This is a genomic window from Variovorax sp. VaC1, assembly GCF_043658315.1.
Lineage (GTDB): Bacteria > Pseudomonadota > Gammaproteobacteria > Burkholderiales > Burkholderiaceae_C > Variovorax.
Window position 1 is genome coordinate 137333 of the sequence record NZ_JBIGLT010000004.1, and the last position, 24849, is coordinate 162181.

The 24849-nt window shown below is 67.5% G+C and carries 17 protein-coding genes and 1 pseudogene; 3 read left to right on the forward strand and 15 right to left on the reverse strand.

What is annotated here, in order from left to right; all coding sequences use genetic code 11:
- Positions 1-106: 106 nt before the first annotated feature.
- A pseudogene (locus ACGLHS_RS17515) lies at positions 107-970 on the forward strand (LysR family transcriptional regulator); the annotation flags it as partial.
- A 49-nt stretch (positions 971-1019) separates the two neighbouring features.
- On the opposite strand, the gene ACGLHS_RS17520 reads toward ACGLHS_RS17515, so the two are convergent.
- The 10 genes from ACGLHS_RS17520 to ACGLHS_RS17565 form a co-directional block, all read right to left on the reverse strand.
- The gene (locus tag ACGLHS_RS17520) at positions 1020-1937 is read right to left on the reverse strand and encodes a dihydrodipicolinate synthase family protein (RefSeq protein ID WP_394481701.1); all 918 of its coding nucleotides are present in this window, start codon (positions 1935-1937) and stop codon (positions 1020-1022) included.
- 19 nt (positions 1938-1956) lie between these two features.
- A complete protein-coding gene (locus tag ACGLHS_RS17525; protein WP_394481703.1) occupies positions 1957-3705 on the reverse strand; it encodes an IlvD/Edd family dehydratase in 1749 nt (582 codons plus the stop codon).
- A gap of 30 nt (positions 3706-3735) precedes the next feature.
- The gene (gene yjfF, locus ACGLHS_RS17530; RefSeq protein WP_394481705.1) at positions 3736-4764 is read right to left on the reverse strand and encodes a galactofuranose ABC transporter, permease protein YjfF; all 1029 of its coding nucleotides are present in this window, start codon (positions 4762-4764) and stop codon (positions 3736-3738) included.
- Entirely contained in the window at positions 4761-5795 is a 1035-nt protein-coding gene (locus ACGLHS_RS17535; RefSeq protein WP_394481707.1) for an ABC transporter permease, read from the reverse strand. Before ACGLHS_RS17535 ends, yjfF begins: the two co-directional genes overlap by 4 nt.
- Positions 5796-5940: 145 nt before the next feature.
- Positions 5941-7461, reverse strand: coding sequence for a sugar ABC transporter ATP-binding protein (locus ACGLHS_RS17540; RefSeq protein ID WP_394481709.1), 1521 nt, complete (start codon positions 7459-7461; stop codon positions 5941-5943).
- Positions 7462-7473: 12 nt separating this feature from the next.
- A complete protein-coding gene (mmsB, locus tag ACGLHS_RS17545) occupies positions 7474-8685 on the reverse strand; it encodes a multiple monosaccharide ABC transporter permease (RefSeq protein WP_394481711.1) in 1212 nt (403 codons plus the stop codon).
- The gene (mmsA, locus tag ACGLHS_RS17550; RefSeq protein ID WP_394482484.1) at positions 8672-10267 is read right to left on the reverse strand and encodes a multiple monosaccharide ABC transporter ATP-binding protein; all 1596 of its coding nucleotides are present in this window, start codon (positions 10265-10267) and stop codon (positions 8672-8674) included. The genes mmsB and mmsA overlap by 14 nt, the downstream gene beginning before the upstream one ends.
- An 8-nt stretch (positions 10268-10275) precedes the next feature.
- Positions 10276-11346 (reverse strand): multiple monosaccharide ABC transporter substrate-binding protein, encoded by a 1071-nt coding sequence (gene chvE / locus ACGLHS_RS17555; RefSeq protein WP_093245202.1) that lies wholly within the window; start codon positions 11344-11346, stop codon positions 10276-10278.
- A gap of 12 nt (positions 11347-11358) precedes the next feature.
- On the reverse strand, positions 11359-12324 hold the full coding sequence (locus tag ACGLHS_RS17560) for an ABC transporter substrate-binding protein (RefSeq protein ID WP_093245199.1): 966 nt from the start codon (positions 12322-12324) through the stop codon (positions 11359-11361).
- Positions 12325-12389: 65 nt separating this feature from the next.
- The gene (locus ACGLHS_RS17565; RefSeq protein ID WP_394481714.1) at positions 12390-13844 is read right to left on the reverse strand and encodes an aldehyde dehydrogenase family protein; all 1455 of its coding nucleotides are present in this window, start codon (positions 13842-13844) and stop codon (positions 12390-12392) included.
- Positions 13845-13996: 152 nt separating this feature from the next.
- Here ACGLHS_RS17565 and ACGLHS_RS17570 point away from each other — a divergent pair, with 152 nt between their 5' ends.
- Positions 13997-14956: a LysR family transcriptional regulator gene (locus ACGLHS_RS17570; RefSeq protein WP_394481716.1), complete on the forward strand. Its 960-nt coding sequence runs from the start codon at positions 13997-13999 to the stop codon at positions 14954-14956.
- Positions 14957-14975: 19 nt separating this feature from the next.
- Here the strand turns inward: ACGLHS_RS17570 and ACGLHS_RS17575 are convergent, their stop codons facing one another.
- Positions 14976-15749, reverse strand: a complete 774-nt coding sequence (locus ACGLHS_RS17575; protein WP_394481718.1) for an SDR family NAD(P)-dependent oxidoreductase — start codon at positions 15747-15749, stop codon at positions 14976-14978.
- Between the two features lie 136 nt (positions 15750-15885).
- Here ACGLHS_RS17575 and ACGLHS_RS17580 point away from each other — a divergent pair, with 136 nt between their 5' ends.
- Positions 15886-16830, forward strand: coding sequence for an SMP-30/gluconolactonase/LRE family protein (locus ACGLHS_RS17580; protein WP_394481720.1), 945 nt, complete (start codon positions 15886-15888; stop codon positions 16828-16830).
- 21 nt (positions 16831-16851) lie between these two features.
- On the opposite strand, the gene ACGLHS_RS17585 is transcribed toward ACGLHS_RS17580, so the two are convergent.
- The 4 genes from ACGLHS_RS17585 to ACGLHS_RS17600 all read right to left on the reverse strand — a co-directional run bounded on the left by ACGLHS_RS17585 (position 16852) and on the right by ACGLHS_RS17600 (position 24793).
- Complete coding sequence (locus ACGLHS_RS17585) at positions 16852-17937, reverse strand: aldose epimerase family protein (protein WP_394481722.1); 1086 nt, start codon at positions 17935-17937, stop codon at positions 16852-16854.
- Positions 17934-18893 carry an alpha/beta hydrolase family protein gene (locus ACGLHS_RS17590; RefSeq protein ID WP_394481724.1) on the reverse strand — a complete coding sequence of 320 codons (960 nt, stop codon included), beginning with the start codon at positions 18891-18893 and terminating at the stop codon, positions 17934-17936. Before ACGLHS_RS17590 ends, ACGLHS_RS17585 begins: the two co-directional genes overlap by 4 nt.
- A complete protein-coding gene (locus tag ACGLHS_RS17595; protein WP_394481726.1) occupies positions 18890-23686 on the reverse strand; it encodes a CapA family protein in 4797 nt (1598 codons plus the stop codon). The genes ACGLHS_RS17590 and ACGLHS_RS17595 overlap by 4 nt, the downstream gene beginning before the upstream one ends.
- A 66-nt stretch (positions 23687-23752) precedes the next feature.
- Positions 23753-24793 (reverse strand): OmpA family protein, encoded by a 1041-nt coding sequence (locus ACGLHS_RS17600; RefSeq protein ID WP_394481728.1) that lies wholly within the window; start codon positions 24791-24793, stop codon positions 23753-23755.
- Positions 24794-24849: the final 56 nt, after the last annotated feature.

Consider the following 24849-nt stretch of genomic DNA (forward strand, 5'->3'; position numbering starts at 1 on the left):
TCGGTCGATCGGTGAATCGATGGGTGGACTTTAAAAATTACCGAAATGCAGATAAATCCCGCGAAACGCTGCACACTGTTATTTGAAAAAATAACAATCCGCCATCATGAACGCCGATGAACTCCGCATCTTTTCCAGGGTGGCCGAACTCGCGAGCTTCAGCCGCGCCGCCGACCAGCTCGGCCTGACCCGCGCACGGGTGTCAGTGGCCGTGCAGCAGCTCGAAGAACGGCTCGGCACGCGGCTGCTTCAGCGCACCACGCGCAGCGTGCGCCTCACCGAAGACGGCGAACGCTTTCTCGACCGCTGCAAGGACTACCTGGCCGAAGGCGAACAGCTCGCCACCATGTTCCGCACGCACGCCAGCGGCCTCACGGGGCGGCTGCGCATCGACCTGCCGAACGTGGTGGCGCGCGACCTCGTCATTCCGCGCCTGCCCGAATTTCTTGCGCGGCATCCGGCACTCGAAATCGGCATCAGCACCACCGACCGCCGCGTCGACCTCGTGCACGAGGGCTTCGACTGCGTGCTGCGCGTGGGCATGCTCGGCGACTCGGACCTGGTGGCGCGGCCGCTGGGTGCCATGCAGATGGCCAACGCCGCGAGCCCCGACTATCTGCGCGCGCATGGCACGCCCCGCACGCTGGACGACCTTGCGCAGCACCGCGTCGTGCACTTCGCGCAAACGCTTTCTTCCAACGCCGGCTGGGAATACCTGGACCCCGCCGACGGCCTCTACAAGATGCATCCGGTGCGCGCCACCATCACGGTGAATGGCACCGAGGCCTACCAGGCGGCCGCGCTGGCCGGCCTGGGCCTGATCCAGGCGCCGGTCGCGGGCATGGCGAGGAGCCTCGCCTCGGGCGCGCTCGTGCGCGTGATGCCGGAGTTCGACGCACGCCCGATGCCGGTGTCGCTGCTGTACGCCAACCGCCGCCAGCTCGCGCCGCGCGTGCTGGCCGTGATGGACTGGCTGGGCGAGATCGTCGCGCCCTACTTCGTCGAGAAAGCCGGCAAGGCTAGCGGCCCCAGCGCAGCACCATCGGGTCGAGCCGCTTCGCCGTCTCGATCAGGCCGGCGCGCGTCTCGGGGTGCATCGCCGGCAGCGGATGCCGCGGCGCCTCGCAAGCGATCACGCCGCCCTCCTTCATGAGCGACTTGCAGGCCAGCAGGCCGGCCTGCCTGTTCTCGTAGTTGATGAGCGGCAGCCACTGCTGGTAGAGCGCGAAGGCCTTGTCGCGGTCGCCCGCGCGGTGCGCCTCGATGATCGGGCGGATGCCGTCCGGGTAGCCGCCACCGGTCATCGAACCGGTCGCGCCCGCATCGAGGTCGGGCATCAGCGTGATGGCCTCTTCGCCGTCCCACGGGCCTTCGATGGCATCGCCGCCCAGGCGGATCAGCTCGCGCAGCTTCGCGGCCGCGCCGGGCGTTTCGATCTTGAAGTACGCGACGTGCTCGATCTCCCTGGCCATGCGCGCAAGGAACGGCGCCGACAGCACCGTGCCGCTGGCCGGTGCGTCCTGGATCATGATGGGGATGCCCACCGCGTCCGACAGCCGCGCATAGAACTCGTAGATCTGCGGCTCGGGCACGCGGAAGGTCGCGCCGTGATATGGCGGCATCACCATCAGCATCGCCGCGCCCATGTCCTGCGCGCGTCGGCTGCGTTCGGCGCAGACCTTGGTGCTGTAGTGCGTGGTCGTCACGATCACCGGCACGCGGCCCTTCACGTGTTCGAGGATGCTGCGCGTCAGCACTTCGCGCTCGTCGTCCGACAGCACGAACTGCTCCGAGAAATTCGCGAGGATGCACAGCCCATCGGAACCCGCGTCGATCATGAAATCGACACAACGCTTCTGGCTCTCGATATCGAGCGCGCCCTGTTCGGTGAAGGTGGTCGGCACCACCGGGAAGATGCCGCGGTATCTGGGAGTCATGGCTTCGGTGAATCGATCATCAGTGGGAATGGCGGGGAACGGCCGCACCGCGGCAGCCGACGAGAAAGTCGAAGTCGCAGCCTTCGTCGGCCTGCAGCACGTGGTTGACGTACAGCTTCTGGTAGCCGCCGCCGCGCGTGCTCATGGGCTGCGCATCGCTTGCACTCAACGACGCCAGGCGTGAAGCGAGCTCTTCGTCGCTGATGTCCAGGTGCAGCCGCCCCGCACCGCAATCGAGCTCGATCCAGTCGCCATCGCGCACCGCCGCGAGCGGGCCGCCATCGGCCGCTTCGGGCGCCACGTGCAGCACCACCGTGCCATAGGCCGTGCCGCTCATGCGTGCGTCCGAGATGCGCACCATGTCTTTCACGCCCTGGCGCAGCAGCTTCGGCGGCAACCCCATGTTGCCCACCTCGGCCATGCCGGGATAGCCCTTGGGGCCGCAGTTCTTCAGCACCATCACCGAGCTGGCATCGATGTCGAGGTCTTCATCGACGATGCGTTCCTTGTAGTGCTCCAGGTTCTCGAACACCACCGCACGGCCACGGTGCTTGAGCAGCGCGGGCGTTGCGGCCGAGGGCTTGAGCACCGCGCCGCGCGGCGAAAGATTGCCGCGCAGGATGCGGATGCCGCCATCGGCTATCAGCGGGTTGTTCAGCGGGCGAATCACCTCGTCGTTCAGGCTCGGCGCCTCGCGCACGTTGTCCCAGATCGAATGGCCGTTGACGGTGAGCGCACCGGGGTGCGGCAGCAGGCCGTTCTCGCCGAGGCGGCGCAGCACGGCGGGCAACCCACCGGCGTAGTAGAACTCCTCCATCAGGAAGCGGCCCGAGGGCATCAGGTCGACGATGGTGGGTGTGTGGCTGCCGATGCGCGTCCAGTCTTCCAGCTCCAGCTCGACACCGATACGCCCCGCAATCGCCTTCAGGTGAATCACCGCATTGGTCGATCCGCCGATGGCCGCGTTCACACGAATGGCGTTCTCGAAGGCCTCGCGCGTGAGGATCTTCGACAGCGTGAGCCCTTCCTTTGCCATCTGCACCGCGCGCATGCCCGACATCTGCGCGAGCACGTAGCGCCGCGCATCCACTGCAGGAATCGCCGCGTTGTGCGGCAGCGAAGTGCCTAGCGCCTCGGCCATGCAGGCCATGGTCGAGGCCGTGCCCATGGTGTTGCAAGTGCCCGCCGAACGCGACATTCCGCCCTCGGCCGAAAGGAACTGGTGCAGGTTGATCTCGCCCGCCTTCAGCGATTCGTGCAGTTGCCACACGGCCGTGCCCGAGCCGATGTCCTTGCCGTCGAGCTTGCCGTTGAGCATCGGCCCACCCGTCACCACGATGGCCGGGATGTCGCAGCTCGCCGCGCCCATCAGCAGCGCGGGCGTGGTCTTGTCGCAGCCTGTGAGCAGCACCACCGCATCGACCGGGTTGCCGCGAATGGCTTCTTCCACGTCCATGCTCGCGAGGTTGCGCGTGAGCATCGCGGTGGGCCGCAGATTCGACTCGCCGTTCGAGAACACCGGAAACTCCACCGGGAACCCACCCGCCTCCGAGATGCCGCGCTTGACGTGCTCGGCGATCTTGCGAAAGTGCGCGTTGCACGGCGTCAGCTCCGACCAGGTGTTGCAGATGCCGATGATCGGCCGGCCATCGAACTCGTGGTCCGGAATGCCCTGGTTCTTCATCCAGCTTCGGTACATGAAGCCGTTCTTGTCGGCCGAGCCGAACCATTCGGTCGAGCGCAGTTTCTTCGGAGGGGTGTCCGGCATGCGAGGTGTCCTGGGAAAGAAAAGAGAAAGTCAGCGCCGGGGTGCGCGCGAAGTGAAGAAGCGCTGCAGCAGGCAGAACACGAACAGCAGCGCGCCGACCACGATGCGCGTCCACCACGAGCTGAGCGTGCCGTCGAAGGAGATCAGCGTCTGGATGATCCCGAGCATCAGCACGCCGAAGAGCGTGCCCGCCACATAGCCCACGCCGCCTGTGAGCAGCGTGCCGCCGATGACCACCGCCGCAATCGCATCGAGCTCCAGCCCCATCGCGTGCAGGCCGTAGCCCGAGAGCATGTAGAAGGTGAAGATCACGCCCGCCAGCGCCGAGCAGAAGCCCGACAGCGTGTACACGCCGATCAGCGTGCGGCGCACCGGCAGGCCCATCAGCATCGCCGACTGCTCGCTGCCGCCAATGGCATACACCGCGCGGCCGAAGGGCGTGCAGTGCGCGATGAACACCGCCGCGAGCAGCACCACGACGGCGATCACCGCGCTGATCGAGACCGAAGCCTCGCCCCATATCGGAATGCGGATCTGCGAGACCTCGGAATAGAACGCGTTGGTGATGCTGATCGAATCGATGCTGATGAGGTAGCACAGCCCACGCGCCAGGAACATGCCCGCCAGCGTGACGATGAAAGGCTGCAGCCGGAAGCGCTCGATGAGCAGACCCATGAACGCGCCGAAGGCCGTGCCCATGAGCAGCACCAGCGGAATCACGATGGCCGGGCTCCAGCCGTGGTTTTCGACCAGCGAGGCCGAGACCATGGTGGTCAACGCGATCACCGAGCCCACCGACAGGTCGATGCCGCCCGAGAGGATCACGAAGGTCATGCCCACGGCCACGACGATGAGGAAGGCGTTGTCGATCAGCAGGTTGAGGAACACCTGCGCCGAGAAGAAGCCGTCGTAGAAGACCGAGCCCAGCGTGGCGACCAGCACGAACAACGAGATCGTTGCCACCAGCGGCAGGTACTTCGGGTTGAGCCCCTTCCTGCTCCCTCTCCCGCGCGCGGGAGAGGGTTGAGGCGAGGGTGCCGCGTCCATCACCGCGCTCATGCCCGTCCCCCTTCATGCGCCGGCCGTTGCACCAGCGTGCGCACCTGCGCCCTGAACTCCGGCGACTGCAGCAGCATCACCGCGAACACCACGCCCGCCTTCACCACGAGGTTGATCTCCGGCGGCACGCCCAGCGAATAGATCGCATAGGTCAGCGTCTGGATGATGAGCGCGCCGATCACGCTGCCCACGAGGCTGAAGCGCCCGCCGGTCAGCGCCGTGCCGCCCAGCGTGACGGCGAGGATCGCGTCGAGCTCGATCAGTTGCCCCGCGTTGTTGCCGTCCGCGCTCTTCACGTTGGAGCTGATCAAGAGGCCCGCCACACCGGCGCAGGCGCCGCAGAAGGCATAGGCGCCCACCACCAGCCGCCGCGCCTGCACACCGGCCACGCGCGCTGCCGTCGGGTTGATGCCCACCGCCTGGATGAACAAACCGAGCGCCGTGCGCGTGATCGCGAGGTACAGCAGCACGAACACCGCCGCCACGATGAACAGCGAGAACGGCAAGCCCAGCAGGTAGCCGCTGCCGAGGAAGAAGAAGGGCTTGTAGTAGATCGTGATGATCTGCCCGTCGGCAATGAGCTGCGCAATGCCACGCCCCGCGACCATGAGGATCAGCGTCGCGATGATCGGCTGCATGCCCACCTTGGCAACCAGCAGGCCGTTCCACAGGCCGCACACCAGAGCGATGGCGATGGCGGCGACGATGGCCAGCCACATCGGGAACCGGCTCACGTCGCTCGCGACCGAGCCGCCGATCATCCATGCCGCGAGCGCTGCGGCGATTGCGACGACCGCGCCGACGGAGATGTCGATGCCGCGCGTTGCGATCACCAGCGTCATGCCCAGCGACACGAGCACCAGCGGGGCGGCGCGGTTGAGGATGTCGATCAGGCTGCCGTAGAGATGGCCTTCGCGCCATTCGAGGTGGAGGAAGCTGGCGTTGAATGCGGTGTTGACCGCGAGCAGAAGCAGCAGCGTGATGAGTGGCCACGCGAGGCGATGGCGCATGAGAGACGAAAGGCGGTTCATGTGTGCTGCCTTGCTCCTTCCCCCTTTGGGGGAAGGCTGGGATGGGGGCAAGCGGCCTTTAACGCCGCGCGATAGTGAAGGCCGCCAGCCCCCACCCCTGCCCTCCCCCAGAGGGGGAGGGAGAAACACAACGCGTCGCGAGTGTTCATGCGGCGGCAATCATTTCGTACACCTCATCCTCGGACGAGCCACCCGGCAACTCGCCCACCTTCTTCCGGTCCCGCAGCACCACGATGCGATGCGCCACGCGCACCACCTCGCTCATTTCCGATGAGATGAAGATCACCGCCATGCCCGCCTTCGCGAGCCGCAGGATCTCTTCCATGATCTCCTGCTTGGCCGCCACGTCGATGCCGCGCGTGGGCTCATCGAGGATCAGCAAACGCGGCTCGGTCGCGAGCCAGCGCGCGATCATGGCCTTCTGCTGGTTGCCACCCGAGAGCAGGCCGATGGGCGTTTCAACGCTCGCCGTCTTGATGCCGAGCGACTTGACGAAGCGCTCGGCCATCTCGGTCTGCTCGGCATGCGACAAAAACCGCCGCGTGCCCAGCCGCGCCTGCAAGGCCAGCGCGATGTTCTCGCGCACCGACAGCTCCGACACGATGCCATCGGTCTTGCGTTCCTCGGGGCACAACGCCAGCCCCTCGCGGATCGCATCCGCCGGGTTGGAGAAGCTCACGGTGCGGCCGTCCACCTTGAGCACGCCCCGGTCGGGCGACTCCAGACCGAACAGCAGGCGCGCGAGTTCCGTGCGCCCCGCACCCAGCAGCCCCGCGATGCCGACGACCTCGCCGGCACGCACGCGCAGATCGGTCGCCTGCAACTGCCCCGCCTGCCCCAACCCATCGGCCTGCAGCAATGCGGGCGCGGCTTCGTCGAAAGCCGGCAATGCGGCAGGCCGCGCCGACTGCGCCGCAAGCTCGCGCCCCAGCATCGCCGCGATCAGCGCCTGCGGCCCGAGATCGGCCGCGCGCCACTCGCCCACCCACTGGCCATTGCGCAGCACGGTGATGCGGTCCGACACCGCGTACATCTGATTGAGAAAGTGCGTCACGAAGACGATGGCCAGCCCCTCGCCGCGCAAACGCCGGAGCACCTCGAACAGCTTTTCCACCTCGTCGTCATCGAGGCTCGATGTCGGTTCGTCAAGGATCAGCACTTTCGACGACACACCGAGCGCGCGCGCGATCGCCACCATCTGCTGCACCGCCACCGAGTAGCTCGACAGCAGCCGCGTCACGTCGATGTCCAGCCCGATGCGCGCCAGCAGCTCGGCGGCGCGACGGTTCACCTCGGCCCAGTCGATGCGAAAACCCTGCGCCACGCCGCAGCGCGGATAGCGCCCGGCAAACACGTTCTCGGCCACCGAGAGGTTCGGGCACAGGTTCACCTCCTGGTAGACCGTGCTGATGCCCAGCTTCTGCGCCTCCAGCGGCGAGCCGGGGCGAATGGCCTGGCCGTCGAGAAACATTTCGCCGCCGCTCGACGGCAGCACGCCCGTCAGCACCTTGATGAGCGTCGACTTGCCCGCGCCGTTCTGCCCCATCAGCGCATGGATCTCGCCGGGGTACAGCTTCAGCTGCACGTCGTTCAGCACCGGGATGCCGCCGAACTGCTTGTGGATGCCCTTGAGCTCCAGGACGGGCGAAAGAGTGTCGTCAGCCATGCGCGACAGCCATCACTTGTTCTTGTTGTAGACGTCGATGAACACCGCCGCCAGCAGCACCAGCCCCTTGATGACCTGCTGGTAGTCGATGCCGATGCCCAGGATCGACATGCCGTTGTTCATCACGCCCATGATGAAGGCGCCGATCACCGCACCCATCACGCGGCCCACGCCACCCGAGGCCGAGGCACCGCCGATGAAGCAGGCGGCGATCACGTCCAGCTCGAAACCCAGGCCCGCCTTCGGTGTCGCGGTGTTGAGCCGTGCCGCGAACACGAGGCCGGCCAACGCGGCCAGCGCCCCCATGTTCACGAAGGTGAGGAAGGCCAGCCGCTGCGTCTTCACGCCCGACAGCCGCGCCGCCTTCTCGTTGCCGCCCAGCGCATAGATGCGCCGGCCGATGGTGGTGCGGTTGGTGACGAAGTCGTACACCACGATCAGCACCGCCATCACGATCAGCACATTGGGCAGGCCCTTGTAGGTCGACAGCAGGTAGCTGAAGAACAGGATGACCGCGGCAAAGAACAGGTTCTTCACGAGGAAGAAGGCATAGGGCTCTGTCTCCATGCCGTGCGCCGCCAGCTTGGCGCGGCCGCGCAGCTTGAAGAACACCAGCGCCGCCGCGGCCAGCGCGCCGACGACCAGCGAAGTGGTGCGCAGTGCCTCGCCACCCAGCGGATCGGGAATGAAACCCGAGCTGAGCCGCTGGAACTCGACCGGAAACGGCCCCACCGACTGGCCCGCCAGCAAGGCCAGCGTGAGCCCCTTGAACACCAGCATGCCCGCCAGCGTGACGATGAAAGACGGGATCTTTCGGAACGCCACGAACCAGCCCTGCGCCGCGCCGATGAGCGCACCCGCCGCGATGCTCACGATGGCCGTCGGCACGAAGTGCCATTCGTACTCGACCATCAGCACCGCCGCCAGCGCGCCGATGAAGCCGCAGACCGAGCCCACCGACAGGTCGATGTGGCCCGCCACGATCACCAGCAGCATGCCCAGCGCCATGATGACCACGTAGCTGTTCTGCAGCAGCAGGTTGGTGAGGTTCAGCGGCCGCAGCAGCGTGCCGTCGGTCAGCACCTGGAACAGCACCATGATCGCGACCAGCGAGATCAGCATGCCGTACTCGCGCAGGTTGTTCTTGAGGAACCCCGCGTGCAGCTTCTGCCCCTCCGACACCGGCACGGCGGCCTTCACCGCGTTGGCTTCAGGCTGCGACATGGACCGTGCTCCCTGCGCTCACGATGGCGTGCATGATGCGTTCCTGCGAGGCCTCGGCGGCGGTGAACTCGGCCACGAAGCGGCCCTCGTTCATCACGTAGATGCGGTCGCACATGCCGAGCAGTTCCGGCAGTTCCGAAGAGATCATGAGAATGCCTTTGCCCTCGCTCGCGAGCTGGTCGATGATGGTGTAGATCTCATATTTGGCGCCCACGTCGATGCCGCGCGTGGGCTCGTCAAGAATCAATAGTTCGGGTTTGGTGAAGAGCCACTTGCTCAACACCACCTTCTGCTGGTTGCCTCCCGAGAGGTTGACCAGCAGCTGCTCGACGCCCGAGCAGCGGATGTTGAGCGCCTTGCGGTACTCGTTGGCCACCTTGAACTCGCGGCCGTTGTCGATCACCATGCGCTCGGCAATCGCATCGAGGTTGGCCAGGCTGATGTTCTTGCGGATGTCCTCCTCCAGCACCAGCCCCAGGCCCTTGCGGTCTTCCGTCACGTAGGCGATGCCATGGTCGATGGCCTTGCGCACCGTGCTCACGTCCACCGGTTGGCCGTGCATCAGCACCGTACCGCTGATGCGCTGGCCGTAGGAGCGGCCGAACACGCTCATTGCCAGTTCGGTGCGGCCCGCGCCCATGAGGCCGGCAATGCCGACGATCTCGCCCTGGCGCACGTTCAGGCTCACGCCCTTGATCTGTTCGCGGTCGGCATGCAGTGCGTGGTGCACGTGCCAGTCGCGCACCTCGAACACCATCTCGCCGATCTTCGGGGTGCGCTGCGGGTAGCGGTGCTCCATGTCGCGTCCGACCATGCCGCGGATGATGCGGTCCTCGCTGATGGGCTGCGTGCGGCAGTCCATGGTCTCGACGGTGGCGCCGTCGCGCAGCACGGTGACCGAATCGGCCACCTTGGCGATCTCGTTGAGCTTGTGCGAGATGAGGATCGACGCAATGCCCTGGCGCCGCAGTTCGATCAGCAGCATCAGCAATGCGTCGCTGTCGTTCTCGTTGAGGCTGGCGGTGGGCTCGTCGAGGATCAAGAGCTTCACCTCTTTCGCCAGCGCCTTGGCAATTTCGACCAGCTGCTGCTTGCCCACGCCCAGGTCGGTCACCAGCGTGGTGGGCGGCTCTTTCAGGCCCACCTTGGCAAGCAGCTCGCGGGTTTTCGCATAGGCGGCAAACCAGTCGATCACGCCGCCGCTGGCGATCTCGTTGCCCAAAAAGATGTTCTCTGCAATCGACAGCAGCGGCACCAGCGCCAGCTCCTGGTGGATGATGATGATGCCGAGCTTCTCGCTGTCGGCGATGCCCTTGAAGCGGCGCACCTCGCCCTCGAAGTGGATGTCGCCGGTGTACGAGTCGCACGGGTAGACGCCGCTCAGCACCTTCATGAGCGTCGACTTGCCCGCGCCGTTCTCGCCGACCACCGCGTGGATCTCGCCCGCGCGCACCGCCAGGTTGACGTTGCTCAGGGCTTTCACCCCGGGAAACGTCTTGGTGATGCCGCGCATCTCCAGGATCGTGCGCGCCTTGCCACCACCGTTGTCGCTGCCGCCTTCTTTGTTGTCTTCCGCTCCCATGGCAACGCTCACTTGACCTGGCTTTCCTTGTAGTAGCCGCTGTCGATCAGCACCACCTTCCAGTTCGAGGCGTCCACGCTCACCGGCTTGAGCAGGTAGGAGGGCACGACCTTGATGCCGTTGTTGTAGGTCTTGGTGTCGTTCACCTCGGGTGTCTTGCCCGAGAGCATCGCGTCGACCATCGCCACCGTCACCTTGGCCAGCTCGCGCGTGTCCTTGAACACGGTGGAGGTCTGCTCCTTGCGCAGGATCGACTTGACCGACGGCACCTCGGCGTCCTGCCCCGACACGATGGGCATCGGCTGCGACGCCGAGCCATAGCCCACGCCCTTGAGCGACGACAGGATGCCGATGGACAGGCCGTCGTAAGGCGACAGCACCGCATCGACGCGGTCCTTGGTGTAGTAGGCCGACAGCAGGTTGTCCATGCGCGCCTGCGCCACCGCGCCGTCCCAGCGCAGCGTGCCGACCTTGTCCATGCCCATCTGCTTGCTGCGCACCACGAGCTTGCCGCTCTTGATGTAGGGGTCGAGCACCGACATCGCGCCGTTGTAGAAGAAGAAGGCGTTGTTGTCGTCGGGCGAGCCGCCGAACAGCTCGATGTTGAACGGCCCCTTGCCGCCCTTCAGGTCGAGCGCCTTCTCGATCGACTGCGCCTGCAGCACGCCGACCTGGAAGTTGTCGAAGGTGGCGTAGTAGTCGACGTTCTTCGAGCCCTTGATGAGCCGGTCGTACGCGATGACCTTCACGCCCTTGTCGGCCGCCTTCTGCAGCACGTCCGAGAGCGTGGTGCCGTCGATGGCCGCGATGACCAGCACCTTCGAGCCCTTCGTCACCATGTTCTCGATCTGCGCGAGCTGGTTCGGGATGTCGTCGTCGGCGTACTGCAGGTCGGTCTTGTAGCCCTTGTCCTTGAAGTACTTGACCATGTTCGCGCCGTCGGCGATCCAGCGCGCCGACGACTTGGTGGGCATCGAGATGGCGATCAGGCCCTTGTCCTGCGCGTAGGCCAGCGGCGCGATGCCCACCAGCACGACGGCCAGGCCGACCAGCGAGGCCTTGAGAAAGTTGCGTTTCATGTACGGGGCTCCTCAGTACTTGCGATTGGGAAATTCTTTGGCCGCGACTTCCATGGGGAAGATGCTCTCGACAGTCACGATGCGCTTGGGCAGCGTCTTGCCGTCCTTGATGTCCTTCACCGCCTGCATGAGCTGCGGCCCCAGGAGCGGGCTGCATTCGACCGACACGTTGAGCTTGCCGGCGATCATGGCTTCGAAGGCGCCCTTCACCCCGTCGATGGAGATGATGGTGATGTCCTTCGCGGGCTTCAGGCCCGCCTCTTCGATCGCCTGGATGGCGCCGATGGCCATGTCGTCGTTGTGCGCGAAGAGCACGTTGATCTTCTTGCCCTCGGCCTTCAGGAAGGCTTCCATCACCTCCTTGCCCTTGGCCCGCGTGAAGTCGCCGGTCTGCGAGCGGATGATCTTGAACTTCGGGTCGGCCTTGATGATTTCCTCGAAGCCCTTCTTGCGGTCGATGGCCGGGGCCGAGCCCACGGTGCCCTGCAGCTCGACGATGTTCACGTCGCCCTTCTGGTCCTTCATCTTCTCGACCAGCCAGCGGCCGGCCTTGCGGCCTTCCTCGATGAAGTCGGAGCCCATGAAGGTCACGTAGAGCGAGTCGTCCTTGGTGTTGACGGAGCGGTCGGTCAGCACGACCGGGATCTTGGCGGCCTTGGCTTCGCGCAGCACCGTCTCCCAGCCCGACTCGACCACGGGCGAGAAGGCGATCACATCGACCTTCTGCGCAATGTAGGAGCGGATGGCCTTGATCTGGTTTTCCTGCTTCTGCTGCGCGTCGGAGAACTTCAGCTCGATGCCGGCGTCCTTGGCCGACGACTTGATCGACTCGGTGTTGGCGGTGCGCCATTCGCTCTCGGCGCCCACCTGCGCAAAGCCCAGCACGAGCTTCTTCTGCGCGAAGACGGACACGGGCAGCATGCTGCCCAGGGCTGCGGCGGCGAGCGCGGTGTTAAGGGTGCGACGATTCATGGTCATGGGATGTCTCCTTCTTGATGTCACGAGGACTTTGCTGTTGGTGTGGTGAACGAAACCCCGTCCGGTCAGGCCAGCATGTAGCCGGTCTTCACCGTCGTGTAGAACTCCGCGGCGTGGCGCCCTTGTTCGCGCGGCCCGTAGCCCGACCCCTTGCGGCCGCCGAAGGGCACGTGGAAGTCCACCCCCGCGGTCGGCAGATTGACCATCGTCATGCCGACCACGGCATGCCGCCTGAAATGCATCGCGTGCTTCAGCGAGTTGGTGCACAGGCCCGCGCACAGGCCGAAGGGCGTGTCGTTGCACAGCGCCAGCGCTTCGTCGTAGTCGTCGGCGCGCAGCACGCAGGCCAGCGGGCCGAAGATTTCCTCGCGCGCGATGCGGTGCCCGGGCTTGGCGAGAAAGAGCGCGGGGCTCATGTAGTGCCCGGTGGTGGCGCGCTGCAGCGCTTCGCCGCCCCACACATGCTCGGCGCCTTCTTCGCGCGCGATCCCGACCCAGGCGAGGTTCTGCGCCAGCCGTTCTTCGTCGGCCACCGGACCGATGTCGACGCCGCGCTCCAGCGCATGGCCGATCTTCAGCGTCTTCAGGCGCTGGCGAAGTTTGGCGACGAAGGCGTCGTGCACGGCGGCCTCGACGATGAGCCGGCTCGACGCGGTGCAGCGCTGGCCGTTCGAAAAGTAGGCGCCCTGCACCGCGCAATCGACGGCGCGGTCGAGGTCGGCATCGGCCAGCACCACCAGCGCGTTCTTGCCGCCCATCTCCAGCTGCACCTTGGCGCGCCGCGCGGTGGCGGCCTGCAGGATGCGCTCGCCGTTGGCGGCCGAGCCGGTGAAGCTCAGCGCATCGACCAGCGCGCTGTCGACCAGCGCCTGCCCCGCTTCGCGCCCGCTGCCCATCACGAGGTTGAACACGCCGGCAGGCAAGGCCGCGCGGCTGATGATGTCGGTGAGCGCCCAGCCGCAGGCCGGCACCAGCTCGGCCGGCTTGAAGACCACGCTGTTGCCATGCGCGAGCGCTGCCGCGATCTTCGACGCCGGCACCGCGAAGGGCGTGTTCCACGGCGTGATGAGGCCCACCACGCCGACGGGCTCGCGCGTCACGTCGACCTGCACGCCCGCGCGCACCGAGGCCACGTTCTCGCCACCGCCGCCGCGCAAGGCTTCGCCGGCGAAGAACTTGAAGATCTGGCCCGCGCGCGCCGCCTCGGCCACGGCTTCGGGCAGCGTCTTGCCGACCTCGCGCGCCAGCAGCAGGCCCAGCTCGTCCTTGCGTGCCAGCAGCTCGGCGCCGATGCGGTCGAGCACGTCGGCGCGCCGCTGCGGCGTGCTGTGGCTCCAGTGCGGAAAGGCTTCGGTGGCGGCGCGGATGGCGGTCTCGACCTGGCGGCGGTCGGCACGTGCGTACTCGGCAACCACCTCGCTGGTGTCCGATGGATTGGCGCTCACACCGGTGGTCGCGCTGGTCTCCCAGCGGCCATTGATGTACTGCCGCACGTTCTGATGGATCTCGCCATGAATCACCGGGCGCCGACCTTGTCTCTTGGATGTGGGGTGCGGGCAGTCTAGGAACAGAATCGATATCGATCCAATCGTTTTTTAGACAAAATGCATATCGATCGCCGGATTCTGGAAAACCCGATCAGCCCTTGGTTTCCAAAAACAAGAGAAGAGCCATGACCAACTACAACCACTGGTTCATCCGCGCCCGCCTGAAGACCCGTCAACTGCTGCTGCTCGTGGCGCTGGCCGAAGAAGGCAACATCCACCGCGCGGGGCAGGTGCTCAACATGACGCAGCCCGCCGCCTCCAAGCTGCTGAAAGACCTCGAAGACGTGCTGGAGGTGCCGCTGTTCGACCGCCTGCCGCGCGGCATGCGGCCCACCTGGTACGGCGAGACGATGATCCGCCACGCCCGCGTGGCGCTGGCCAGCCTGAACCAGGCGCACGACGAACTCACCGCGCTCAAGGCGGGCCGCTTCGGCCACGTGAGCGTGGGCGCCATCACCGCGCCCGGCCTCACGCTGATGCCGCCGGCGGTGGCGATGATCAAGCGCGAGCAGCCCGACCTGCGCGTGTCGCTGGAGATCGAGACCAGCCCGGTGCTGATCGAGCGGCTCGAACAGGGCAAGCTCGACATCCTCGTGGCGCGGTTGTTCGCCGAGCACGACAAGTCGCAGCTGCGCTACGAGGCGCTGAGCGAAGAGCCGGTGTGCGCGCTGGTGCGCCCCGGCCATCCGCTGCTCGGCGTGAGCGGGCTCACGCTGCGCGACGTGGTGGGCGCCGGCTGGATCGTGCCGCCCGCCGGCAGCGTGCTGCGGCATCGCTTCGAGCTGATGTTCCAGGAAGAAGGCCTGGCGCCGCCGGCCAACACCATCGAAAGCTCGGCCCTGCTCTTCATCACGCGCATGCTGCAGCAGAGCGACATGGTCGCGGTGCTGGCGACCGACGTGGCGCGCTACTACGCATCGCACGGCATCGTGTCGCTGCTGCCGCTGGACATGCCCTGCCACATGGACGCCTTCGGCATCATCACGCGCACCGACCGGCTGCTGTCGCCGGCCGCGAAGGTGATGATGAAGGCGCTGAAGACGGCGAGCATGAGCGTCTACGGACGCAAACTCGAGATCGACTGACGAGCCGTCCGGCGCGTCTTCAGGTCCAGCCTGCGTCTACCGTGAACTCTTGCGCGGTGCACATCTTCGCGTCGTCCGACGCAAGGAACAGCACCATGCGCGCGATGTCTTCCGGCATCAGCTTGTCGGGCAGGCATTGGTTGCGCTTGAGCGCCTGCTCGCCTTCGTCGTCGAGCCACAGCTTGACCTGCCGCTCGGTCATCACCCAGCCGGGCGAGACGGTGTTGATGCGGATGCGGTCCTTGCCCAGGTCGACCGCGAGCCCGCGCGTGAGCCCGTTGACCGACGACTTGGCAATCGCGTAGCAGGGGTAGCCCGAGCCCTTGGTCTGCCAGCCCGTGGAGCCCAGGTTGACCACCGAGCCGAAGCCGAGGCGCCGCATGCCCGGCACCACCGACTGGATCGCGAACAGCGCGGGCCGTTCGTTGATGGCCATGCGGTTGTCGTAGTAATCGGGCGTGACCGATTCGAGCGTATGGCGGTCGTCGCTTGCCACGTTGTTGACCAGCACCGCGAAGTCGCCGAGTTCGGCGGCCGCATCGGCGATGGCCGTCTGCAGCGACGCGATGTCGCGCACGTCGCAGGCACGCCACCACGGCGCCGCATGGCCGGCCTCGACGATCTGCCGCGCGAGCGCCGCGCTGGCGCCCTCGGCAATATCGACGAAGGCCACGCGCGCGCCCTGCGTCGCAAACGCGGCGACGATGGCCGCGCCGATGCCGCTGCCGCCACCGGTGACGAACACCGTGCGACCCTGCAGGCTGGGGTGGATCGAGAGCTTCGGGGGATTCACAGAACGTCTCCAGGAAGAAGGGTCGGCATATGACATTGCAATATGAATATCAATTGATGCCGTATTGTTTAATTTCCATTATCAATATGCCTTGATACGATCCGCCGCGTCAAGAAGACATGACCAGGACAAAACAATGAACACACAAGAGACAAGCCCACCTTCCCCGCTTCCGGTCCCCGTGGTCGAGGGCGCGCCCGAATGCGTCTGGGCCGCCGGTGCCAACCTGGGCGAGGGCACGCTGTGGTCGGTGCGCGAGCAGGCGCTCTACTGGATCGACATCCTCACGCCGCGCCTGTTCTGGTTCCGGCCCGCCGACGGCGCACGCCGCGCCTGGCAGTTCGATGAAGAGATCACCGCGATCTCGGAGCGCGCGAACGCGCCGGGCCTCACCCTCACGCTGCGCCGTGGCTTCGCGCTCTTCGACACCACGCAGCTGCCGGGTGCCGGCGCCAGGCCGCGCTACCTGCACCAGCCCGAACCCGAGCGCACCGGCAACCGCTTCAACGACGGCAAGTGCGACGCCCGCGGCCGCTTCTGGGCCGGCAGCATGGACTTCGATTGCAAGGCGCCCACCGGCGCGCTGTACCGCTACGACGCCGACGGCCAGTGCACGAAGCACGACGACGGCTTCGAAGTGACCAACGGGCCGACGTGGTCGGCGGACGGCCGCACCATGTACTTCAACAACACGGTGCTCAACAACCTGTATGCCTACGACTTCGACATGGACGCGGGCACCGTCGCGAACCGGCGCGTGTGGCACCGCTTTCCCAAGGGCAACGGACTGCCCGATGGCATGACGACCGACGCGGCCGGCCGCCTGTGGATCGCGCACTGGGACGGCGCGTGCGTGACCTGCCACGACCCGGTGAGCGCGGCCGAGCTGTGCCGCATTCCGCTGCCCGCGAGCAACGTCACCGACTGCGCCTTCGGTGGCGCGGACATGCAAACGCTGTACATCACGACGGCGCGGAACAGCCTCACGGCCGAACAGCAAGAAGCCGAGCCGCTGGCGGGTGGGCTCTTCGCGGTGCGCATCGGCAGCCCCGGCGTGCCTGCCGCACTGTTCGCCGGCTAGATCGACAGCGCGTGATGCGCTTCAGCAAAGGCTGAAGCGGTGTTCGGTCGTGCTGCTGAAGACTTCGCCCGGCCGCAGCACGGTCGATGGAAAGCCCGGCTGGTTCGGCGAGTCGGGAAAGTGCTGCGTTTCCAGGCACAGGCCATCGCCCTGCCGCAGGCTCGCACCGGCCGTGCCCATAAGGCTGCCGTCGAGAAAGTTGCCGGAATAGAACTGCACGCCCGGCTCGCTGGTGTGCACTTCCATCACGCGGCCCGAGGCTTCGTGTTCGAGGCGCGCGGCAAGCGCCAGGCCATCGCGCACGTCGTGCCGATTCAGCACCCAGTTGTGGTCATAGCCGTGCGCGACCAACAGTTGCGCGTGCCCTTCGCGAATGCGCGCACCGATGCGCGTCGGCTCGCGAAAGTCGAAGGGCGTTGCCGCCACGTCGGCCAGCCCGAGCGGGATCAGCGTGGCATCCACCGGGCAGTAGCGGCTCGCGGGAATCGTCAGCCGGTGGTCCATCACCGAGCCGCTGCCCGCGAGGTTGAAGTAGTCGTGGTGGCTCAGGTTCAGCACCGTCGGCCGGTCGACCGTGGCACGGTAATCGATGCGCCATGTGTTGGCCGTTGCGCCGAGCGTGTAGCGCACCGTCAGTTGCACCTCGCCGGGGTAGCCCTCTTCGCCATCGGCGCTGGTGTAGCGCAGCTCGATGGCGATGTCGCCGCCGGCCTGTTCGGCCGTGAGCGGCTCGATCTGCCAGAAGCGCGTGCCGAAACCGTCCTTGCCGCCATGCAGCGAGTTCGCCCCGTCGTTCAGGCCCACCTGATACGCCGTGCCATCGAGCGTGAAGCGCCCCGCTGCGATCCGGTTGGCATAGCGCCCGACGATGGTGCCCAGGTGCGGATGCGGCTTCAGGTAGTCGGCCAGCGTCGGCAGCGCCAGCACGATGTTTGCGCTCTGCCCCTGCCGGTCGGGCACGTGCAGTGCGGTGACGATGCCGCCGCGGTTGATGGCGCTCAGGCGCAGGCCCCGGCCGTTGTCGAGGGTGTATTCAGTCACGGCGCGGCCATCGGGCATGCGGCCGTATTCGCGCGAGGTGATGGGGCTGCGGCTGCTGTCGTTCATTTGCGGTCCAGTGGCGGGAACAGCGCTTCGCGCGCGCACAGCGACGCGGTGCGCAGGCCGATGCCGTCCTTCAGGTCATGGAACTCGGGCGGCTCGGCCGCGTGCGTGCGTATCTCGACGTGGTGCCCGGCCTTGGCCACCGCATCGGCAAAGCGCTGCTGCAGGGCAAAGGGCGTGTTCTGGTCGTCGCGGTTGCCGATCAGCACGATGCGCCGCGTGGCATCGCGCGCGATGCCGTTCACATGGTCGAGCGGGTCGTAGAACTGCGTGCTGCCGGTAGTGTCGGTCAGGCCGTCCTTCGAGCGGCCGAGCAGGCGCGCGCGCTCCAGCAGCCCAAAGGCGCCCGAGGTCAGCACCGCGCAGGCGACGCGGGTGCGGCCCATGGTCAGCAATGCGGCGCCCGCGGTAGCGCCGCCGCTGTGGCCGACGATCACGATGCGCTGCAGCTTGTGGCGCGCCATGAGCGCATCGAGTGCCGCATCGAGCGCGTGGAACTCCACCGGCTGGCGCCGCTTGCGATGGTCGCCCGACGAGCCGTAGGTGCCGGGCCGCGCGACAAAGATCCACGGCACGCCCGCGCGGTCGCGGTTGCGTTGCGCGTCGAGCGTGCGCAGCGCTTCGGTGTTCTCGGGAATGCGCGTGGGCGCCTGGTCCATCACGCCGTCGCGGTCGCCGGAGAACTGCACGATGGCGATGCGCGCGCCTTCGATGTCGTCACTCGCGAAGTAGCGGATGCAGGCCGGCCCTTCGACGGGTTGCACCCACAGGTAGCCGGCGCGGTCGGGGCAGTTGGCGCGCACGGCCGGCTGGTTCCAGTGCAGCACGGCGTCGCCCGACGCGGCGAACGGCGCGGGCACGCCGGGGCCGGTGCGCTGCGCGCAGGCCGCCTGCGCCAGTGCAAGCAGCACCAGCGCCACACGGGCGGGCCGCCGCAGGAAGCCGCCCGTGGTGTTCATAGCTGTTGCAGCAGGCCGGGAATGCTGCCGAAGTCGGACCATTCGCGGTCGCCCTTCACCAGCACCAGGTCGCCGTCGCGCAAGAAGCCGCCCAGGTAGCCCGTGAGCTGCGCGGCGTTGTCGAAATGCGGGCCGAGCAGTTCGGCCGGCACCTCTTCGCGCAGCCAGCGCATTTCTTCGCCGTGCGTCACCACGTGCTCGATGCCCGAGGCCATCAGCGGCGCGGCCAGGCTGCGGTGCATGGCCTCGGCCTCTTCGCCGAGGTTGATGATGCGGCCCAGCACGCCGATCTTGCGCACGACCGGCCCGGCTTCCGCGCGCTGGTAGGTGCGCACGAATTCCATGGCGTTGCGCATCGACATGACCTCGGCGTTCCAGCTGTCGTCGATCAGCGTGGCCTGCACGCCCGCCTGCGTGCGCAGCGCGTGCACCTGCATCACCGAGGCGGGCAGGCGCACGTGCGGCATGCGCGCGCAGGCCGCCTCGCCGTCGAAGCCCATGGCCAGCAGCGCCGCGAAGGCGAGCGCCGAATTGTGCACCAGCCCCGCGCTTGCGATGGGGAACAGGTATTCGAAGGTGCGCCCCGCCACCGCGATGCGCACGCGGCAACCGCCGCCGGGCTCGGGCCGGGTGTCGACCACGCGCACGTTGGCGTCGTGCCCGGTGCCCACCACCCAGATCGCACCGGCCGTGCGCGCGGCCGCCTGCACCACCTGCGCCAGGCACGGGATGTGATCGGCCACGATGGCCACGCCGCCGGGCTCCAGGCCCAGGAAGATGCGCGACTTGAATTCGGCCGTGAGTTCGAGCGTCGAGGCCTGGCGGGTCTGCGACAGGCCGATCTCGGTGACGATGGCCACGTGCGGCCGCGCCACCAGAGAGATCGGGCCGCGCTCCATCCAGAGGCCGCTCTGCGCCATTTCGAGAACGCACACGTCGGCGTCGGCCGCAAGGTTGGCCAGCATGGCCGGCACGCCGACGCGCGAGTTGTAGTTGTCGATGGTGGTGCGCACGCGCGCGGCCTCGGGCAGCAGGTCGCGCAGCATGGCGATGGTGGACGACTTGCCGACCGTGCCCGTCACGCCCACCACGAAGCCCTGGTAGCGCGCCCGCGCGGCGGCGCCGAGCGCGAGCATGGCGCGGATCGGGTCGTCCACCTGCAGCAGCGGAAAGGCCGGATCGAGCCCCTCGACCGGATGCGCGACGATGGCGCCGGCCAGCGCGTGCTGCAGGCCGGGCAGGTCGAGGTGGCGGTCCCAGTTGTCGGGGCGCGGCCTGCTGTAGGCCTCGTGCACGGCCAGCGTGCGGAAGTCGGAGGCGACGAAGAGCGCGGGGCCGGGCAGCATCGCAAGATGGCTCGAACCGCGCACCACCGAGTTGACGGACCAGCCCGCCGGTGGCTCGACCAGCCAATGGCCGCCCGTCACCTCTTGCAGTTGTTCGGCCGTCCACAGCGGCGACGGGTGGGGCCCGGCACCGGGGCGCAATGCAGCGAGCACGGGTGCCGGGCGATCGGGCAAGGGCGTGGGAAAGTCGGGCACGCGCAAGCCGCACCACACGGCCAGCCGGCGCGCCGGCGGCAGATCGGGCAGGTCGCCGCGCACGCGCACTTCGAGCCGCAGCACATCGCTTTCGAGCAGGCCGGGGCGCGGCGGGCGCAGGCCGTAGCGGTCGCGGTAGATGCGGCCGGGCTCCCAGCGGCTGGTGGGCCACATCCAGTCGCAGGGGTCGTGGTCCATGCCTTCGCCCCAGGGCGGCATGGTGGTGCTGCGCGCCGGCACGGCGCGGAACTGCAGGCGCAGGTCGGCGGCCACGGGCGCATCGACGGTCCAGAAAGACTCGACCCACAGCATGCGGCGCCCGACGATCTGCCGCGGCGCGCAACGCAGGCCGAGCAGGCGCAGCGGACCCATCTGCAGCGGCGGCATCTGCGCATCGACCGGCACGGCATCGACCAGCCATTCGGGGCGCGGTGCACGCACGGGGCCGACGATGGGAGGCAGGCGGTCGGCCGGCGGCGCCGCCATCTCCTGCGCGAAGACCGGCCGCTCGGGCGGCGACAGGCGCACCGCGCAACGGCCGCCGGGCACGGGCGTCATCTCGGTGCCGAGCGCGCGGCATTGCTCGGCGAAGCGCGCGCTCGCGGCCTGCGCCTGCTCGCCTTCGAGCTGCTTCGAGAAACCGAAGCCGACGCCGACCGGCGTGAACATCACCTGCTCGACGCCGCGCAGGCCCAGCGTCAGCGAGAACACGCCGGAGGGTGCGAAGTCGTTGCGGATGGAGTCGAACAGCAGGTCGCCCGCGTCGTGCAGGATCGGCCGGCCGCGATACGTCTCGATGCCCTGCAGCACATGCGCCGAGGTGCCGAGCACCGCATCCGCACCCGCATCGACGATGGCGTGGCCCACGGCGATCTCGGCCGCGGACGGCTCGGACTCCAGGTTCGCGCCCCAGTGCACGGCCACCAGCACCACGTCGGCCTCGCGGCGCGCGGCTTCGATGCGTGGCGCAAGGGTGGCCTTCCACGCGGCCGCGTCGTCGAGCGACAGCCACGCGGCACCGGCGTGCTCGGCGCCCGCCGCGAAGTGCGGCTGCGTCGCGTCGAGCGAGAACAGCGCCACGCGCACGCCGCCCGCGCGCCGGAAGGCAGGGCGCAGCGCGGCCTCGAAGGTGCTGCCGGTGCCTGCATGGGCAATGCCCGCGGCATTCAGCAGGCCCTGCTGCTCCATGAGCGCATCGGCGCCGTAGTCGCCGCTGTGGTTGTTGGCCGTGGCGACCATGCCGATGCCCGCCTCGGTCAGCACCGCGAGCATTTCGGGGCGGGCCCGGTAGTAGTAGGGGCCGGCCTCGCCCTTCTCCGCGCCCTGCTCGCCGGTGGTGGCGACCACGCATTCGAGGTTGACGATGCGCAGGTCGGCATCGCGCAGCGCGGCGATGTCGCCCAGCATCTTGTGCGCCCCGCCCAGCTCGCGCATGCGGTAGTGCTGGCGGCGCCCGAGGTTCACGTCGCCGCCCCACGCGACCACGCCGGTGGATGCAGTAGGTGCCGCCGGTGTCGCCACCTGCGCCACCGGCAGGCTCGCCAGCTCGGCCTGCCGCGCTTCACGCGCGGTCAGCATCCGGTGGTAGGCCACGTAGCCCGAGAGGTAGTGCTCCACGTCGTCGATGCGCACGCGAAAGCTGTGGTGCTTGATGAAGAACGAGCCGGCGATGCGATCGGGGTTGCGGAAGAACATCGCCAGCTCGGGCCAGAAGTGGCCGTTGGCGAGGTAGCGCGCGCGGTACTCCAGCGCACGGTCGAACTTGTCGCGGTCGAGCTCGGCCAGCAGCGGGCGCAGCACCGGGTCGGCCTCCAGCCGCAGCACCATGTCGCGCGCGGCCATCATCAGTTCGAGCAGCGTCGGAAAGGTGGTGATGCGCTCCAGCACGAAGTCGAGGTAGCCGGCCGCGTTCTTCAGGCCGAACTGGTAGTAGCGCGTCTCGGGCCGATAGCGCGTGAGTTCGTTGACGCAGTAGCTCAGCCAGTGGTCGTGCGCGCGCCAGTGCTCGGCGGCAATGAAATGCTCGAAGGCCTTCTCGACCACCGCGAGCCAGCGCGCGTCGCGCGTGAGGCCATACAGGCGCATGAGGCCGAAGGCGGCCTCGCCGTCGTAGTAGATGACGCGGAACTTGTCCTTGACGTCGAGCCCCGGCGCATTGAGCACGTGCACGAAGCTGCCGGTCTGCGGGTCCTGCATGTGGCGGATGCCCAGCGCGATCTGCGTCATCAGCGGCAGGTAGCGCTGGTCGCCGGTCAGCTCGGTGTACTTGACGAAGGCGAGCAGGCAGACGGCGCTGCCGCCGAGCTTGATCTCGCTGCCGATGTCCAGCAGGTAGGCCGCGCGCGTGCCGTCGGGCAGGTTGGCCGGCCGGATGAGGTTGGTCGCCAGGAAGGCCAGCGAGCGGTCGATGGCGGCCTTCTGCGTTGCACTGCGCGTGAGCTCCCACGCCTCCAGCATCGCGTAGGTGGAGCTGGCATGGCGCAGCGTGTTGTAGGTGGGAATGGCGCGGTCGAAGCAGGGAAACCAGCCGTAGTGGAACTCGCCCGTGGGCTTGACCTGCTCGGCAAGGTAGTCGCTGGCGTCGTCGACCAGGCCGCGGATCAGCCGCGCGTTCCAGTCGGGCAGCGCGCGCAGGCCGGCCGCCTGCCCTTCGGCGGTGATCGGCCAGGCGCCTTCGGCGTCCACGTAGACGGCCCGGGTGGTGAAGCACCAGACGGGCGCGGCGTCGTCCACCGGAAAGTCGATCTCGCGGCCGAAGCGGCGCTGGGTGTGCAGGTGCAGGTTGCCGGTGTTGGGTTCGGCGTGGTCGACGTCGCCGTTGTAGAGGATCGCGCCGCCGTGCATTTCCTGCGCGAGCAGCGCGACGTCGAACTTCGCATCGAAGGCAATGCCCAGGTTGAAATAGTTGCGCTTGGTTTGCGCCAACTTCGCCTTGAGCGCGCCCCAGGTCATGGCCTCGACCCGATCGACCAGCTCCGCGCGCAGGCGCTGCACCGGGTATTCGGTGCGCCTGGCCAGCGCCGTGATCGCGCCGCTGGCCGCTTGCCATGCCGCCTCGATGTCCACCCCCCGGCCCGATGCCACGCGGGCCCGGCTGCCGCCTTCGCCGATGGCGAAGAAGACCACGCAACCGGCCTCTTCGGTGGCGGTCGACACAGCGGGCAATGCGGCAGGCAAAGCGCCCTGCGGGTCCGCCAGTGCCTGCCTGGCGCGGTTCAACAGATCGGAGAGGGAATGCGGATCTTGGTTCATGCAGCCGCGAATGATGACAGGCCGCCGCGTGGCCTGTCACCCCGGCAATCCATGAGTGCGCGCGCCTTACAGGCGCAGCAATTCCACGCGGCGATTCTTCGCGCGGCCGTCCTCATTGGTGTTGGGCGCGACCGGCTCCTTCGAGCCCGCGCCGCGCGAGGTGAAGCGGCGCGCATCGAGCCCCGTCTTGGCCAGCGCCGCGATGACCGACACGCTGCGCCGGCGCGACAGGTCGGCGTTGTGCGGCTCCTCGCCCTGCGCGTCGGTGTGGCCCACCACCTGCACGCGCAACTGCGGGTTGTTGCGCATCAGCTTGGCGATCTCGTCGAGCGTGGGCTGCGAGTCGGGCTTGATGCTGTCCTTGTCCAGATCGAAGTGAATGCCGTAGAGGCTGATGCGGCCGGTTTCCTGCAGGCTCTTCTGCATGGCCGATGCATCGACGAAGACGATCTTGTCGGTTTCCATCGCCTTGGTCTCGACGACGCGCACCAGCGCGAAGCTGCCGCGAAAGCTGCCTTCGGCGAACGCGATGCTGGCGTAGACCTTGCCGTTGGGCGTGTCGTTCTGGGCCAGCAGGTAGCGGCCGTCGCTTTCGAAATAGGTGCTCACGTAGGTGCGCCCGTAGCCAATCAGCGGCCACTCGGGCGTGTCGATGACGGTGGCCAGTTCCGAGACGTCGGTGTTGGGCTCGCTCCTGTCCGGGTCCTTCCTGTAGCAGCTGCCGTCCTTGGTGCCGCACGAGAACATGACCTGGAAGCCCTTGGCCTTCAGGCCCGCTTCGTAGTTGCGCTGCACTTCGAGCAGCGAGCGGCCCTCGGGCAGGTGGTAGTAGTAGAGCGAGACCTTGCCCGCCACCCGCAGCAGGTTGGGCTTGGGCTTCGGGTCGCCCCAGGTCTGGATCGGCTCGCGCAGCAGCCCGACCTCGTCGTAGTTCTTGACCTGGAAGGCGTCCATCGTCGAGCCTTCATAGCGCCCGACCAGCGGATGGTCCTTGGCGGGCTCGGCCGCCGACGCGAAGGTGGCGGCCGCGAGCAGTGCCGCGGACGCCAGGAGTTGTTGCCAGCGCCGGCCGTGGAACGACCGGAACGCGGAGATTGAATGAGCCATGTGGTTGTCCGTTTTCCATGCGAATCGCGCCCCGGATGGGGCGCGATTCAAAGGTA